The sequence below is a fragment of the Pantoea agglomerans NBRC 102470 genome (genome assembly GCF_001598475.1).
GTDB lineage: Bacteria > Pseudomonadota > Gammaproteobacteria > Enterobacterales > Enterobacteriaceae > Pantoea > Pantoea agglomerans.
In genome coordinates this window covers 372,530-385,394 of the sequence record NZ_BCZA01000003.1, presented here as the reverse complement: position 1 = coordinate 385,394, position 12,865 = coordinate 372,530, and the positions used below count along the sequence as shown (strand labels likewise).

The 12,865-nt window shown below is 59.4% G+C and carries 11 protein-coding genes; 8 read left to right on the top strand and 3 right to left on the bottom strand.

What is annotated here, in order from left to right:
• The first annotated feature begins 21 nt into the window (after positions 1-21).
• On the top strand, positions 22-1,089 hold the full coding sequence (qhpR, locus tag PAG01S_RS08015) for an AraC-like transcriptional regulator QhpR (RefSeq protein WP_010671183.1): 1,068 nt from the start codon (positions 22-24) through the stop codon (positions 1,087-1,089).
• Here the strand turns inward: qhpR and PAG01S_RS22585 are convergent.
• Positions 1,086-1,316: a cell envelope integrity TolA C-terminal domain-containing protein gene (locus PAG01S_RS22585; protein ID WP_010255303.1), complete on the bottom strand. Its 231-nt coding sequence runs from the start codon at positions 1,314-1,316 to the stop codon at positions 1,086-1,088. The two genes, qhpR and PAG01S_RS22585, sit on opposite strands and share 4 nt — an antisense overlap.
• 315 nt (positions 1,317-1,631) lie before the next feature.
• Here PAG01S_RS22585 and PAG01S_RS08005 point away from each other — a divergent pair, with 315 nt between their 5' ends.
• The 3 genes from PAG01S_RS08005 to PAG01S_RS07995 are packed head-to-tail and all read left to right on the top strand — an operon-like array spanning position 1,632 to position 3,330.
• Positions 1,632-2,309 (top strand): CsgG/HfaB family protein, encoded by a 678-nt coding sequence (locus PAG01S_RS08005; protein WP_062758261.1) that lies wholly within the window; start codon positions 1,632-1,634, stop codon positions 2,307-2,309.
• An 11-nt stretch (positions 2,310-2,320) separates the two neighbouring features.
• A complete protein-coding gene (locus PAG01S_RS08000; protein ID WP_033766621.1) occupies positions 2,321-2,680 on the top strand; it encodes a DUF4810 domain-containing protein in 360 nt (119 codons plus the stop codon).
• The gene (locus PAG01S_RS07995) at positions 2,677-3,330 is read left to right on the top strand and encodes a DUF799 domain-containing protein (protein ID WP_081114147.1); all 654 of its coding nucleotides are present in this window, start codon (positions 2,677-2,679) and stop codon (positions 3,328-3,330) included. The genes PAG01S_RS08000 and PAG01S_RS07995 overlap by 4 nt, the downstream gene beginning before the upstream one ends.
• Before the next feature lie 29 nt (positions 3,331-3,359).
• Here PAG01S_RS07995 and PAG01S_RS07990 read toward each other — a convergent pair whose 3' ends face one another.
• Positions 3,360-7,034 (bottom strand): AAA family ATPase, encoded by a 3,675-nt coding sequence (locus PAG01S_RS07990; protein WP_062758259.1) that lies wholly within the window; start codon positions 7,032-7,034, stop codon positions 3,360-3,362.
• On the bottom strand, positions 7,031-8,230 hold the full coding sequence (gene sbcD / locus PAG01S_RS07985; RefSeq protein ID WP_062758257.1) for an exonuclease subunit SbcD: 1,200 nt from the start codon (positions 8,228-8,230) through the stop codon (positions 7,031-7,033). The genes PAG01S_RS07990 and sbcD overlap by 4 nt, the downstream gene beginning before the upstream one ends.
• 197 nt (positions 8,231-8,427) lie before the next feature.
• Here sbcD and phoB point away from each other — a divergent pair, with 197 nt between their 5' ends.
• From phoB to PAG01S_RS07965, 4 genes are all read left to right on the top strand, one after another.
• The gene (phoB, locus tag PAG01S_RS07980) at positions 8,428-9,117 is read left to right on the top strand and encodes a phosphate response regulator transcription factor PhoB (protein ID WP_003852491.1); all 690 of its coding nucleotides are present in this window, start codon (positions 8,428-8,430) and stop codon (positions 9,115-9,117) included.
• A gap of 14 nt (positions 9,118-9,131) precedes the next feature.
• Positions 9,132-10,445 carry a phosphate regulon sensor histidine kinase PhoR gene (gene phoR, locus PAG01S_RS07975; protein ID WP_010255313.1) on the top strand — a complete coding sequence of 438 codons (1,314 nt, stop codon included), beginning with the start codon at positions 9,132-9,134 and terminating at the stop codon, positions 10,443-10,445.
• A gap of 19 nt (positions 10,446-10,464) precedes the next feature.
• The gene (locus PAG01S_RS07970; protein ID WP_010671186.1) at positions 10,465-11,385 is read left to right on the top strand and encodes a PstS family phosphate ABC transporter substrate-binding protein; all 921 of its coding nucleotides are present in this window, start codon (positions 10,465-10,467) and stop codon (positions 11,383-11,385) included.
• 165 nt (positions 11,386-11,550) lie between these two features.
• Positions 11,551-12,657 carry a cobalamin-independent methionine synthase II family protein gene (locus PAG01S_RS07965; protein WP_033771062.1) on the top strand — a complete coding sequence of 369 codons (1,107 nt, stop codon included), beginning with the start codon at positions 11,551-11,553 and terminating at the stop codon, positions 12,655-12,657.
• The last annotated feature ends 208 nt before the right edge of the window (positions 12,658-12,865 follow it).

Sequence of the window (12,865 nt, the reverse complement as noted above, 5' to 3'; positions counted from 1 at the left end):
TGAATTCTGACTGAGGCGACCATGAATCCGACACTGATAAAGCCCGATGCGTTTGCGGCCTGCTCGGCAGCGGCGGGGGCAGGCAATCACGGCGTGCTGGCAGCGGCGGCGACCGGCTTAGGCGACTTTATTCATACCCAGGGCGGCGATGTTGATCGTATCTTCGGCATCAGCGGCATCGATCCGGAGCGCCTGGCCAGTCCGACGCTCAGCCTGGGGCTGGTTAACTACTGTCGGGTGCTGGAAGAGGCGGCGCGTCACTCCGGTTTTGATAACTTCGGTTTGCACTACGGCAGGCAGTTTAAACCGCAGTCATTAGGCCTGATCGGCTACATCGGTTTGTGCTCCGCCACGCTGGAACAGGCGCTGCATAATGTGGTCAACGCGTTTCCCTGGCATCAGCACGACACCTTAACCCGGCTGGTGGATAAGGGAGAGTGCTGGCGGCTGGATTATCAGGTGCGACATGGCGCGATCCTGTCGCGCCGACAGGATGCAGAGCTGACGCTGGGGATGTTTATGAATCTGATCCGCCACGTGGCAGGCAGACACTGGGCACCGCGCGAAGTCCACTTTGAACATCCGCGTCCCGGCCAGTGGCACGATCACTGCAAAGTGTTTGATGCGCCGGTCTGGTTCGATCAGCCGTTTAACTCACTGGTGATCCCCAAGCGCGATCTGCTGCGCGCCATGCCGGAGAGCGATCCGATCCTGTTAATGGTGATGCAGGATGCGATCCGGCGGCTTAACCGTGTGACGTCGCAGCAGAGCATGATTGAGCAGGCGCGTTCGCAGGTTAATTTATCGCTGATGCAGGGTGAGCCGGTGCTGGAAGAGGTGGCGGATAAGCTCGGACTGTCGAGTTGGTCACTGCAGCGGCGGCTGCGCGAAGAGGGCAGCAGCTTTACCGCGCTGGTCGATCAGGTGCGCTGCGAAATGGCGACACACTATCTGCAGCAGAAGCAGCTGCCCATCTCTGAGATGGCGCTGCTGCTGGGCTACTCGGAAGTCAGCGCGTTTTCACGCGCGTTTCGTCGCTGGTTTGGCATCAGTCCGCGCCAGTGGCGTCAGGAAGGTCTGGCCAGCTAACCGCGCGGCGCAAAGCCGAACCACGCCGGTTGTCCAGGCTCCGGCGGCGGCGGCAGATCGCGGGTCTGCGCGACCAGTTGCCAGGCGCGCAGGCAGAGCGCTTCATCACCCTGCGTCTGGGTCACCGCATAATGTCTGCTGTGTGGTTGCCACTCCATCCGTACCAGACATTGCTGACCGGCGTAACGCGCCGCATCGCTGAACTGCCGGTTCAGTACTGGCTGCATTTGATTAGTCCAGTGACAGGATTGGCTGTCTGGATCTTTCGACGGCTGACAAAGGTTTGCCACGCTATCCCGTTGCTTTGCCACAGGATGCTGACAGGCGCTGAGCGATATTGCAATAATCACCCCCGGCAACATTTTCATCGTTATATTAATTAAATTCATTTAACTGGCCAACTTTCCTTAAAGATCTTCCGGTCTGCTGCCGACAGTCTACAGACCGGCATCATGAATGCTATGGCATTACTCCGACTGTCGATAGAACCAGAATTTACCGCCATGGCGCGGGTTACATCTCTTTCACTTCATGGATTAGAAATGCAGAAAAAATATGCCTTTGCGGCACTCTCCCTGTTAACGGCCTCGCTCATCAGCGGCTGCGCCACTGAATCTTCCCGCGCTATTCAGGCCCCCCAGGTTCGCGCGGCCAGCCAGCCGGTTTATCAGGGCGTGCGCAGCCCGATTGCGGTGGGTCAGTTTGATAACCGCACCTCCTATATGAACGGCATTTTCTCTGATGGTGTCGATCGGCTGGGCAATCAGTCAAAAACCATTCTGATTACCCATCTGCAGCAGACCAACCGGTTCAGCGTGCTGGATCGCAGCAACCTGAAAGAGCTGCAGCAGGAGTCGGACTTCAAACGCAGCCAGCAGAATATCAAAGGCGCGAACTTCATCATCACCGGTGATATCACCGAGTTTGGCCGCAAAGAAGTGGGCGATCAGCAGCTGTGGGGCATTCTGGGCCGCGGCAAAACGCAGATCGCCTATGCCAAAGTGAATCTGAACGTAGTGGATGTCACCACCTCAGAGGTGGTCTACAGCACCCAGGGCGCGGGCGAGTATCAGCTCTCCGCACGTGAGGTCATCGGCTTTGGTGGCACCAGCAGCTATGACTCAACGCTGAACGGCAAAGTGATGGATCTGGCGATTCGCGAAGCGGTCGATCATTTAGTGGATGGAATCAACAACGGCGCATGGCGTCCGGCTAAATAAGGAAGCAGTAAATGAAGATGATGACACTGAGCAGCCTGCTGATTGCAGCGGCGTTGCTGGCAGGCTGTGCGCCAAAAGCGCCGAAAACGATCTATTACTGGGGCGATTATCAGCAGCAGGTTTACAGTTACTATCAGCCGGGCAGCGATCCGCTGAAGCAGATCGATGCGCTGAATCTGGACATTGAAAAAGCCCGTGCCGTTAACCAGCCGGTTGCGCCTGGCCTGCACGCCCAGCTTGGTCTGCTCTATGCCAAAACCGGCGATACCAATAAAGCCTTTGGTCAGTTTGCCACCGAGAAGCAGCTGTTTCCCGAATCGGCACCTTACATGGATTTTCTGATGAGTAAAAAACAAGGAGTGGTACGGTGAAAAAACTGATTGCCCTCGGCGGCGTGCTGATGATGCTGCTGCTGACCGGTTGTGCGACGAAAAAACCGTATGACTACAGTGCGTTCCGTGCCAGCAAGCCCGCCTCGATTCTGGTGCTGCCGGCCGATAACACCTCGCCGGATATCAATGCCGCGCACAGTCTGACCTCGCTGGTGACGCGCCCGCTGGCCGAAGCCGGTTACTACGTCTTCCCGGTGGCAGTGGTTGAAGAGACCTTTCAGCAGAATGGCCTGACCAGTGCCAGTGACGCCCAGGCCGTCAGCGCGAAGCGTCTGAATGAGATTTTCCACGCCGACAGCGCGCTCTATATCTCGATCAGCGAATATGGCAGCAGCTATCGGGTCATTGACAGCGTGACGATCGTGACCGCCAAAGCACGGCTGGTGGATCTGCGCAGCGGCAAAGAGATCTGGCAGGGTAAGGCCAGTGCCAGCGACAGTGAAAATGGCAACAACAACAACGGTGGACTGGTCGGCATGCTGGTCAGTGCGGCGATCAAACAGATTGCCAGCAACGTGACTGATAAAGCGCACACCGTGGCCGGACTGACCAGCAATCGTCTGCTGGCACAGAACGAGCAGGGCGGGTTACTCACCGGCCCTCGCTACAAGCTCGTCAGCACCCGCTGATTGCACGTAAACGGGCGCTGCGGCGCCCGTTATCCCTGCGGCAGTTCCAGCTGGCTGTAACCCAGCCCATTCATCTTGCGTACTTTAATCTGAACCGGAATGCGCTCTTTCATCGCTTCCACGTGGCTGATCACCCCAATGGTTTTGCCACTGGCGTTGAGTGCATCGAGTGCGTCCAGCGCGGTGTCGAGCGTCTGCGCATCCAGCGTGCCAAAACCCTCATCCAGAAACAGCGATTCGATGCGCGTTTTGTGGCTGACCAGATCCGACAACGCCAGCGCCAGCGCCAGACTCACCAGGAAGCTCTCACCACCCGACAGCGTGCGGGTATCGCGCGCCGCATCGGCCTGCCAGGTATCGACCACATCCAGCTCCAGCAGATCCTGCGCCCGTCGCTGCAGCAGATAGCGGCCATGCAGCCGATCGAGCTGACGGTTAGCCAGGGCCACCAGGTGATCCAGCGTTAAGCCCTGGGCGAAGCGCCGGAATTTATCGCCGCTGGCGGAGCCAATCAGATCGTTGAGCAGGCTCCACTGCGCCAGCGTCACACCATCCTGTTCAATCTGTGTCATCAGGTTCTGCTGGCGCACACGAAGGCTGGCATCGCTCTGTAGCTGCTGCTGAATCTGACCCTGCTGGCTGGCGTTGTCGCGCAGTGCCAGCCGTAACTGCTCCAGCTGCTGCGCCAGCGCCTCGGCGGATTCCGGCATCGCAGCGGGTTTCGTCTGCTGATGGAGACTGAGCCGCTGACGCAGATCCGCCAGTCGCGCCTGCTGCTGCTGGCATTGCTGATCGAGCTGCTGCAACTGCTGACGCAGTTGCACTGCGGTCTGCTCATCCAGCAGCGCCGCGCGCAGGCTGGCTTCATCCGCGAATCCGGCGCTCTCCAGTGCCTGCTGCAGCGCGCTTTCCGCCTCTGCCAGTTTGCTATTGAGAGTCTGCCGCTGATTTTCCAGTCCCGAAAGCTCACCCTGCAGGCGACTGACCTCGGCCTGCGCCTGTTGCAGGGCCGTGAGCTGCTGTGCCAGTTGTTCATCAGCCTGCTGAACGCGGGCCTGCATCTGCTGACGGGCGTGGGTGACCTCGCGGTCGCCAAACAGCGCCTGACGGGCACGGCGCATCTCGCTGAGCTGCGTCTGGCGCTGGTTTTGCTGCTGCTGACGAGTGGTGAGCTGCTGCTGCTCCAGTTCTGCCTGCTGTTGCAGGGCAGTGAGCTGGGTTTCCCCCTTTAACAGCTGCGGTTGCAGGTTAGCGAGCAACCGCTCACTTTCCTGCCAGCGCTCCCAGCGCCGCTGCTGTTCTGTCAGCCATGCATCGCGATGGGCGGCGTCGGGCAGGGCAAGGTTGTGTGCACTGAACTGCTGCTCCAGACGACTCTGCAATTGCGCCATGGCCTGCTGTTCCTGCTGCTGACGCTGTTGCAGCGCATCCAGCGCCTGTTGCAGGCTGGACAGCGACTGCTGCGCCAGCTGTTCTGCCTGCAAATGCTGCTGCCAGGCCTGTGACTGCTGAAGATAGTAATCTTTTGCGGCCTGACGCGCCTGTTCGGCGGCTTCCTGCGCCTGTCGCTGTTGCTCAAGCTGGCTTTCACGTTCGCTTTGCTGCTGCTCCCACGCGGTTAAGGCATCCCGATCGGCGAGCGGGAAGGTAAGTGCCAGCTCACTGCTCAGCGTCTGCCATTGCTGCTCAAGCCGATCGAGCTGTTGCTGCATCTCCGCGATCTCATCGCGCAGGGTCTGCTGCTGCACGGCTGACTGTTTCAGCTGTTCGCTTTTTGCCGTGCCCGCTTCGCGCAATGCCTCGGTTTGTTGTTGCAGTGCAGCCCGGCGCTGCTGGTTAGCACTTACTTCCAGCGTGCTGTAGGCCTCAACGGCGGGATGCGTGCAGGAGCCGCACAGCGGACAGGGCTGATCGGCGGCGAGCCGGGCGCGGTAATCGCTGAGATCGACAATCTGCTGCTCCAGCGCGCAGATTTTTTCGACATCATCCAGCTGCTGTTTTTCGCGTTTCCACGTCTCGCGCAGGGCCTGGAGTTCCGCTTCACTCTGCTGATGCGCTTTTGCGAGCGCGATAAGCCGCTGCTGGCGCTGGCCCAGCTGCTGGTGCAGCGGCTGCCACTGGGTTGAAAGCAGCAGCAGTTGCTGACGCGCCGGACGGCTGTTCTGCAACTGGCTTAATGCCTGACGCAGTGCGGCAGGCGGATGCTGTTCCTGTAGCGAAGTTAGTACTTGCTCCGCCTGCGAGAGCGCCTGGCGGGCCTGTTGCTCCGCCTGCTGGCGCGGGAGCGCCTGTTCTGCCTGCTGCTGCTGTTCCGCCTGCTGGGCAGCGATCTGTCGCTGCTGCTGCTCGCGCTGTTGCGCCAGTCCGGCCAGGGTCGCTTCACGCTGCGCCAGCAGGGCAAAGTTCTCCTGCCACACCGGCAGCGAAGCGCCCCATTGGGCGAGATCGGCAAGCTGCTGGCGTAACTGATGCTGTTCGGCAATCGCCTGCTGCCATGTCTCAACCTGGCGCTTCTGCTCTGCCAGGCTGGCCTGTGTCTGATCAGCATGCTGCTGCTGTCGGGCGTTTTCCTGCTGCTGCTCCGCAAGCTGCTGCTGCAGTGCGCTGATCCGCTGATCCAGCGGCAGCACCTGTTCTGTCAGCAGACTTTCCTGCTGCTGCTGTTCCTGCAGCGCCTGCTGGCGGGCACTCTGGGTGGCCGCGTAGTGCTGCTGATGCTGCTGCTGTTGGCTCTGCGCCTGCTGCTGCGCCGCCGTGAGTTGCTGACAGCGGCTCACGACCTGCTGCTGTTCGGTGCGTAACGCGTCGCGCTGCTGCAGTTTTACCCGCAGCTTTTCAGCCGGTTCGCTGCGTGCCAGCCGCTGACGATCGGCCTCTGCCGCCTGGGATGCAGCCTGGGCCTGCTGCAGCGCGACGTCAGCCTGCGCATTTTCCTGCTGTAACTGCTGCGCCTGCTGTTGCCACTGCTGCTGTTGCTGCGCCTGCTGATAGTGCGCGCTGAGCTGCTGTTCCGCATCGGTCAGATCGGTGAGCTGCTGTTGCAGCGCGGCGCGTGCGTCGCTATCCAGCAGCGCCATCGCTCCCGCCTGGCTGCGCAGCAGATCCAGCTGGGTTTTTGCCTCTTTGTGGCGCTCGTAGATGGCGGCGGAAATCAGACCGTAAATTTCGGTGCCGGTCAGCTCCTCAAGCAGTTCCGCGCGCTCACTGGCTTTGGCGTTGAGAAAGGCGGCGAACTGGCCTTGTGACAGCATCATCGAGCGGGTAAACCTTTCGAAATCGAGTCCGGAGAGGGTTTCGATCAGCTTCAGCTTGTCACCGACTTTATCGGCAACAATAGTGTTGTCAGCGCAGCGTGCCAGCTCAACGCGCGGCGCCTGAAGTTTGCCGTCAGCAGTGCCGCGCGCGCGGTTCTGGCTCCAGAAGGCGCGCCAGTCTTCTCCTTTGATCTCAAACTCCACCTCGGCCAGACATTCGGCACAGTCGCGGGTCATCAGCGCATTCTGGCTCTGGGAAATCGCGCCCAGGCGCGGTGTCTGGTGATAGAGCGCCAGGCAGATGGCGTCCAGCAGGGTGGTTTTACCGGCGCCGGTGGCACCGGTAATGGCGAACAGGCCGTTGCTGGCGAAAGGTTCGGCGCGAAAATCGATGAACCATTCACCGCGCAGGGCATTGAGGTTTTTGAACCGTAGCGTGAGGATCTTCATTGGGTCTCTTCCATGGCGGCCAGCGTCTGGCGGAACAGGGTCGTCATCTCGGCGATTTGCTCTGGTTGCAGCTCCTCATCCAGCGCCAGCCGGCGGGCAAAGACCTCCTCCACCTTCAGCTCACTCAGGGTTTCGTTGTCGAGCCGCGCCAGGCTCTGTTGTCGCTGTTCACGGCTGCGGCGGAGCAACAGGACTTCGACCGGCAGCGTGGCGGTCAGGGTTTCTACCTGACGCTGCAGATCGCTGAGGTACTCCTGGGTGGTGACTTCGATGTCGAGCCAGGTCGGCTTCTCCTGCTCTGCCGTGCTGAAGGCATTTAACTGTTCTGCAATCTGCGCCAGCGATCCTTTCAGCACCCGCATCGGCTGCGCCTGTGGCACCACCAGCGGCGTGACTGATTGCAGGCCGCTGGTGGTGAGTTCCAGCAGGAAGACGCTTTTTTCTGTGCCCAGCTCGTCAAAGCTCAGCGGAATCGGTGAGCCGCTGTAGCGGATATGCTCGCTGCCCGCGACGCGCTGGGCGCGATGAATATGCCCCAGTGCGATATAGTCAGCCGCGGGAAACGCGCTGGCCGGGAAGGCATCCAGCGTCCCGATATAGATGTCGCGCACCGAATCGCTCTGGCTGACGCCGACGGTGGTGAGATGGCCGGTGGCGATAATCGGCAGTGCATGGCCCAGCGCCTGGGCGGCGGTGAATCGCTGCTGATAGTGGTGGGCGATCGCTTCCAGCAGCGAGGTCTGCTTGTCGCGTCCCGACTGACCCGCCCGGCTGCGCAGGATATCGCGCGGCCGCAGATAGGGAATCGCACACAGCAGCGCGCCCGGCTCGCCCTGGCGGGTGTTGAGCAGCAGCACATCATCCTTCTCCTGCGGGGTGGCGATCACCCGGGTATTGAGACAGGCGAGCAGCTCACGCGACTCATTCAGCGTGGCAACGGAATCGTGGTTGCCCGCCAGCACAATCAACTGACAGCCGCTGGGCTGCAGCGCCACCACAAAGCGGTTGAACATTTCGCGGGCGTAGCTGGGCGGTGTACCGGTATCAAACAGATCGCCTGCGATGATCAACGCATCCACCTGATGCTGTTCAATCTGGATCAACAGCCAGTCGAGAAATGCCTGATGTTCGGCTGCCCGACTTTTGTTGTAGAAGAACTGCCCCAGATGCCAGTCCGCAGTATGAATGATGCGCATGATGAGTCCCTGCCGTTGTGATTCGCCCGGCGATTATACTGGCTCTGCGGCCAAAGCAAAAAATTGTCGCTGCGCTGTCATAAATGATTACCAGTGAGGTTACAGGCAGGTTATGTTTTTCATAAAAGTGTCACAAATCTGACGCATAATGGCGCCGCGAATCTCAGTGACATCCGTCATAATCAGCAGGAGTAATAATGGCTAAGCGCATTTTGGTTGTGGAGGATGAAGCCCCCATCCGTGAAATGTTGTGTTTTGTTCTGGAGCAGAACGACTATCAGCCAATCGAGGCGGAAGATTATGACAGCGCCGTTGGCAAGCTGATTGAACCCTGGCCCGATCTGATTTTGCTGGACTGGATGTTACCCGGTGGCAGCGGTATTCAGTTTATCAAACATCTGAAACGCGAGGCGATGACACGCGATATCCCGGTGATGATGCTCACCGCGCGCGGCGAAGAGGAGGATCGGGTGCGCGGCCTGGAAGTGGGTGCCGATGATTACATTACCAAGCCCTTTTCACCTAAAGAGCTGATGGCGAGGATCAAAGCGGTGATGCGCCGTATTTCGCCGATGGCCGTGGAAGAGGTGATTGAGATGCAGGGGCTGAGTCTGGATCCCTCCTCACATCGCGTGATGTCCGAAACCACGCCGCTGGAGATGGGTCCCACCGAATATAAGCTGCTGCACTTCTTTATGACCCACCCGGAACGCGTTTACAGCCGCGAACAGCTGCTGAACCACGTCTGGGGCACCAATGTGTATGTGGAAGATCGTACTGTCGATGTTCACATCCGCCGTTTACGTAAAGCGCTGGAAGTGTCCGGCCACGATCGCATGGTACAAACCGTTCGCGGAACAGGGTATCGTTTCTCTGCCCGCTACTAAACGGAGCCTTTACCGTGCTGGAACGCCTCTCCTGGAAGAGATTACTGACAGAACTGCTGCTGGTCTGTCTGCCCGCAGTGCTGCTGGGCCTGCTGTTCGGCGGTCTGCCCTGGTGGCTGCTGCTGAGCGTGCTGACGGTGCTGTTGTGGCATTTTCACAATCTGATGCGGCTGTCGCACTGGCTGTGGCTGGACCGCACCATGACGCCACCAGCCGGGCGTGCCAGCTGGGAACCGCTGTTTTATGGTCTTTACCAGATGCAGCTCCGCAACCGGCGGCGGCGGCGTGAACTGGGCAATCTGATTAAGCGTTTCCGCAGCGGTGCCGAGTCGCTGCCGGATGCGGTGATCCTGACTACCGAAGAGGGCACCATTTTCTGGTGTAACGGCCTGGCGCAGCAGCACCTGGGTCTGCGCTGGCCGGAAGATAATGGCCAGAACATCCTCAATCTGCTCCGTTATCCGGAGTTCTCCCGCTATCTTCGCCAGCGCGATTTCGACAAGCCGCTGACGCTGGTGCTGAACAACAAACTTCACATGGAGTTCCGCGTCATGCCCTACAGCGAAGGGCAGTGGCTGCTGGTGGCGCGTGATGTCACGCAGATGCATCAGCTGGAAGGGGCGCGCCGCAACTTCTTTGCCAACGTCAGCCATGAATTGCGCACACCGCTCACGGTGCTGCAGGGCTACCTGGAGATGATGAACGACTCGGTGATGAGCGAGCCTTCGCGCAGCAAAGCGCTGCACACCATGTCGGAGCAGACGCGCCGCATGGACAGCCTGGTCAAACAGCTGCTGACGCTGTCGCGCATTGAAGCCGCGCCCGCAATCGATCTGAAAGAGAAGGTCGATGTGCCGGTGATGCTGAAACTGCTGCAGCATGAGGCGGCAACGCTGAGTGGCGGCCGTCACGACATCCACTTCCATACCGATCCCCATCTGAAAGTGTTCGGCAACGATGAACAGCTGCGCAGCGCCATCTCCAATCTGGTTTACAACGCGGTAAACCACACACCGGATGGCACGCGAATTGATATCAGCTGGCTGCGCGGCAAACAGGGGGCCATTTTCCGGGTGTGCGATAACGGGCCGGGCATCGCCTCAGAACATATTCCGCGTCTTACCGAGCGTTTCTACCGGGTCGATAAAGCGCGTTCGCGTGCGACCGGCGGCAGCGGGCTGGGGCTGGCGATAGTGAAACATGCTCTGAGCCACCATAACGCCCGGCTCGATATCACCAGCGTGCCGCACAAGGAAACCTGTTTTACCTTTACGCTGCCAGCGAGGTTGATTGTCAGCAGCGTGATGCAGGAGAATGCCGTTCATTAATTGCTGCCGGATCTCCCTGATGCGCATCCTTCTTTTGTTGATCGTTACTCTGCTGCCGGGCCTGGCACTGGCCCAGCCCGGCGCGCTCTCCGGCAATCTCAGCAGCGTCGGATCCGATACGCTGGGCTATCTGATGACGCTGTGGGGCGAAGATTTCAGTCGCCAGGCGCCGGGCGTCAATGTCCAGGTTCAGGCCTCCGGCTCTTCTACTGCGCCGACCGCGCTGGCGGCGGGTGCAGCACAACTCGGTCCGATGAGCCGCCCGATGCAGGCAGATGAACGCCAGGCCTTTGAGGCGCGCTACGGCTATCCGCCGCTGGCGGTTCCGGTGGCTATGGATGCGCTGGTGGTAGTGGTGAATCAGCGCAATCCGCTACAGCAGATTGAACCGCGACAGCTCGATGCCATCTTCTCGATTACCCGTCTGTGTGGCGCACACAGCGTGCCGCTGCGCTGGGGCGATCTCGGCTTAACCGGCGCGCAGTGGAGCAAACGGCCGATTCAGCGCTATGGACGTAACTCCGCCTCCGGCACATGGGGTTTCTTCAAGCAGCAGGCGCTGTGCAAAGGTGATTTTCGCAGCGACGTGGCGGAGTTTCCCGGCTCGGCCGCAGTGGTGCAGGCGGTGGCCGGTAATTCACGCAGCATCGGCTACGCCAGTTTTGGCTTTCATCTCAGCGGCGTAAAAATGCTGGCGGTGATGAATGATCAGGGGCAGGCGATTACCCCGGATGCCGAGGCCATCCGCAGTGGCCGCTATCCCTGGGCGCGCCCGCTCTATCTCTATGTGAATAAAGCGCCCGGCAAACCTTTGCCGCCGCTGGTGGCCGCGTTTCTGCAGCAGGTACTTTCGGCACAGGGACAGCGGCGGGTCAGCGAAGCGGGCTATCTGCCGCTCTCTGACAGTCAGATGACGCAGGCGCGCGCCGCGCTGCGTTAATCCCCCGGACGTGAATTTTTTTCATCATCACTGAATTTTCTTCAGTTGCAGAAGAAAGCCGCTCATGCCACTCTGTGTTCAGACATGTAGCCATCCAGATGGCTATTTATATCGGGATGCAACTATTTCCTGCCGTCATTACCGGCAGGAGAGACAGGAGTGATCATGCAAAGAGAAACCGCCCCGTTCCGTGCCGATACCGTTGGCAGCTTTCTGCGTCCCACCGCCATTAAGCAGGCGCGCGAACAGTTTGCAGCCGGAGAGATTGATGCGGCGGCCCTGCGCCAGGTTGAAGATGAGGCGATTCGCGATGTGGTGGCGAAACAGCGGGAAAATGGCCTGAAAGTGGTCACTGATGGCGAGTTTCGTCGCGGCTGGTGGCACTTCGACTTTTTCTATGGCCTGAATGGCGTAGAGCGCTATGAAGCGGAGCAGGGCATTCAGTTTAATGGCGTGCAGACCAAAGCGCATGGCGTGAAAGTGGTGAGCAAACTCGGTTTCCCGGCGGATCATCCGATGCTGGCGCATTTCCGCTTCCTGCAGAGTATTGCCGGTGATGCGGTGCCGAAGATGACCATTCCCAGCCCCAGCGTGCTGCACTTCCGTGGTGGCCGTAAGGTGATCGACGCGGAAGTCTATCCCGATCTGGCAGACTACTTCGACGATCTGGCGCAGACCTACAAAGCGGCTATTCAGGCGTTTTATGACGCGGGCTGCCGCTATCTGCAACTGGATGATACCGTCTGGGCTTACCTCTGTTCTGAAGATCAGAAGCGTGATATCCGTGCGCGTGGCGACGATCCTGACCAGCTGGCACAGACTTATGCTCAGGTGTTGAATAAAGCGCTGGAAGGTAAACCTGCCGATCTGACCGTGGGTCTGCATGTCTGTCGCGGCAACTTCCGCTCAACCTGGATCTCTGAAGGCGGCTATGGGCCGGTCGCAGAAATCCTGTTCGGCAGCGTCAACGTGGATGCCTTCTTCCTGGAGTATGACAACGCCCGTTCCGGCGGTTTTGAACCACTGCGTTACATTAAGCCAGGTCATCAGCAGGTGGTGCTGGGTCTGATTACGACCAAAGTGGGAGAACTGGAGGATCCGGCGCAGGTGAAAAACCGGCTGGAAGAGGCGGCGCAGTATGTCAGCCTGGATCAAATCTGCCTCAGTCCGCAGTGTGGTTTTGCCTCAACCGAAGAGGGCAACAGCCTGACCGAAGCGCAGCAGTGGCAGAAGATTCGCTTAGTGGTCGATATCGCGAATCAGGTCTGGTAGTGCTGTAACGTTGTGCAGACAGGCGCGTAAAACGCGCCTTTTGTGTATCTTCAGGCCCGTTTATGCGGGGATTTCTCGCGCTCTGTCTATTATTTAGGCACATCATCTTGTGTGCCTGCTGCAAAAATTAACGCTATCCACTGCCTTTTGAAAAAATGGCGGCATAACCTTCTGGTTTTCCGATCCCGTATTGCCTTTCACCGCTATA

Excerpts from the sequence above, each read along its gene's own strand:
- qhpR (WP_010671183.1), top strand. The coding sequence starts at position 22 with ATGAATCCGACACTGATAAAGCCCGATGCGTTTGCGGCCTGCTCGGCA.
- PAG01S_RS22585 (WP_010255303.1), bottom strand. The coding sequence starts at position 1,316 with ATGCAGCCAGTACTGAACCGGCAGTTCAGCGATGCGGCGCGTTACGCC.
- PAG01S_RS08005 (WP_062758261.1), top strand. The coding sequence starts at position 1,632 with ATGCAGAAAAAATATGCCTTTGCGGCACTCTCCCTGTTAACGGCCTCG.
- PAG01S_RS08000 (WP_033766621.1), top strand. The coding sequence starts at position 2,321 with ATGAAGATGATGACACTGAGCAGCCTGCTGATTGCAGCGGCGTTGCTG.
- PAG01S_RS07990 (WP_062758259.1), bottom strand. The coding sequence starts at position 7,034 with ATGAAGATCCTCACGCTACGGTTCAAAAACCTCAATGCCCTGCGCGGT.
- sbcD (WP_062758257.1), bottom strand. The coding sequence starts at position 8,230 with ATGCGCATCATTCATACTGCGGACTGGCATCTGGGGCAGTTCTTCTAC.
- phoB (WP_003852491.1), top strand. The coding sequence starts at position 8,428 with ATGGCTAAGCGCATTTTGGTTGTGGAGGATGAAGCCCCCATCCGTGAA.
- PAG01S_RS07970 (WP_010671186.1), top strand. The coding sequence starts at position 10,465 with ATGCGCATCCTTCTTTTGTTGATCGTTACTCTGCTGCCGGGCCTGGCA.
- PAG01S_RS07965 (WP_033771062.1), top strand. The coding sequence starts at position 11,551 with ATGCAAAGAGAAACCGCCCCGTTCCGTGCCGATACCGTTGGCAGCTTT.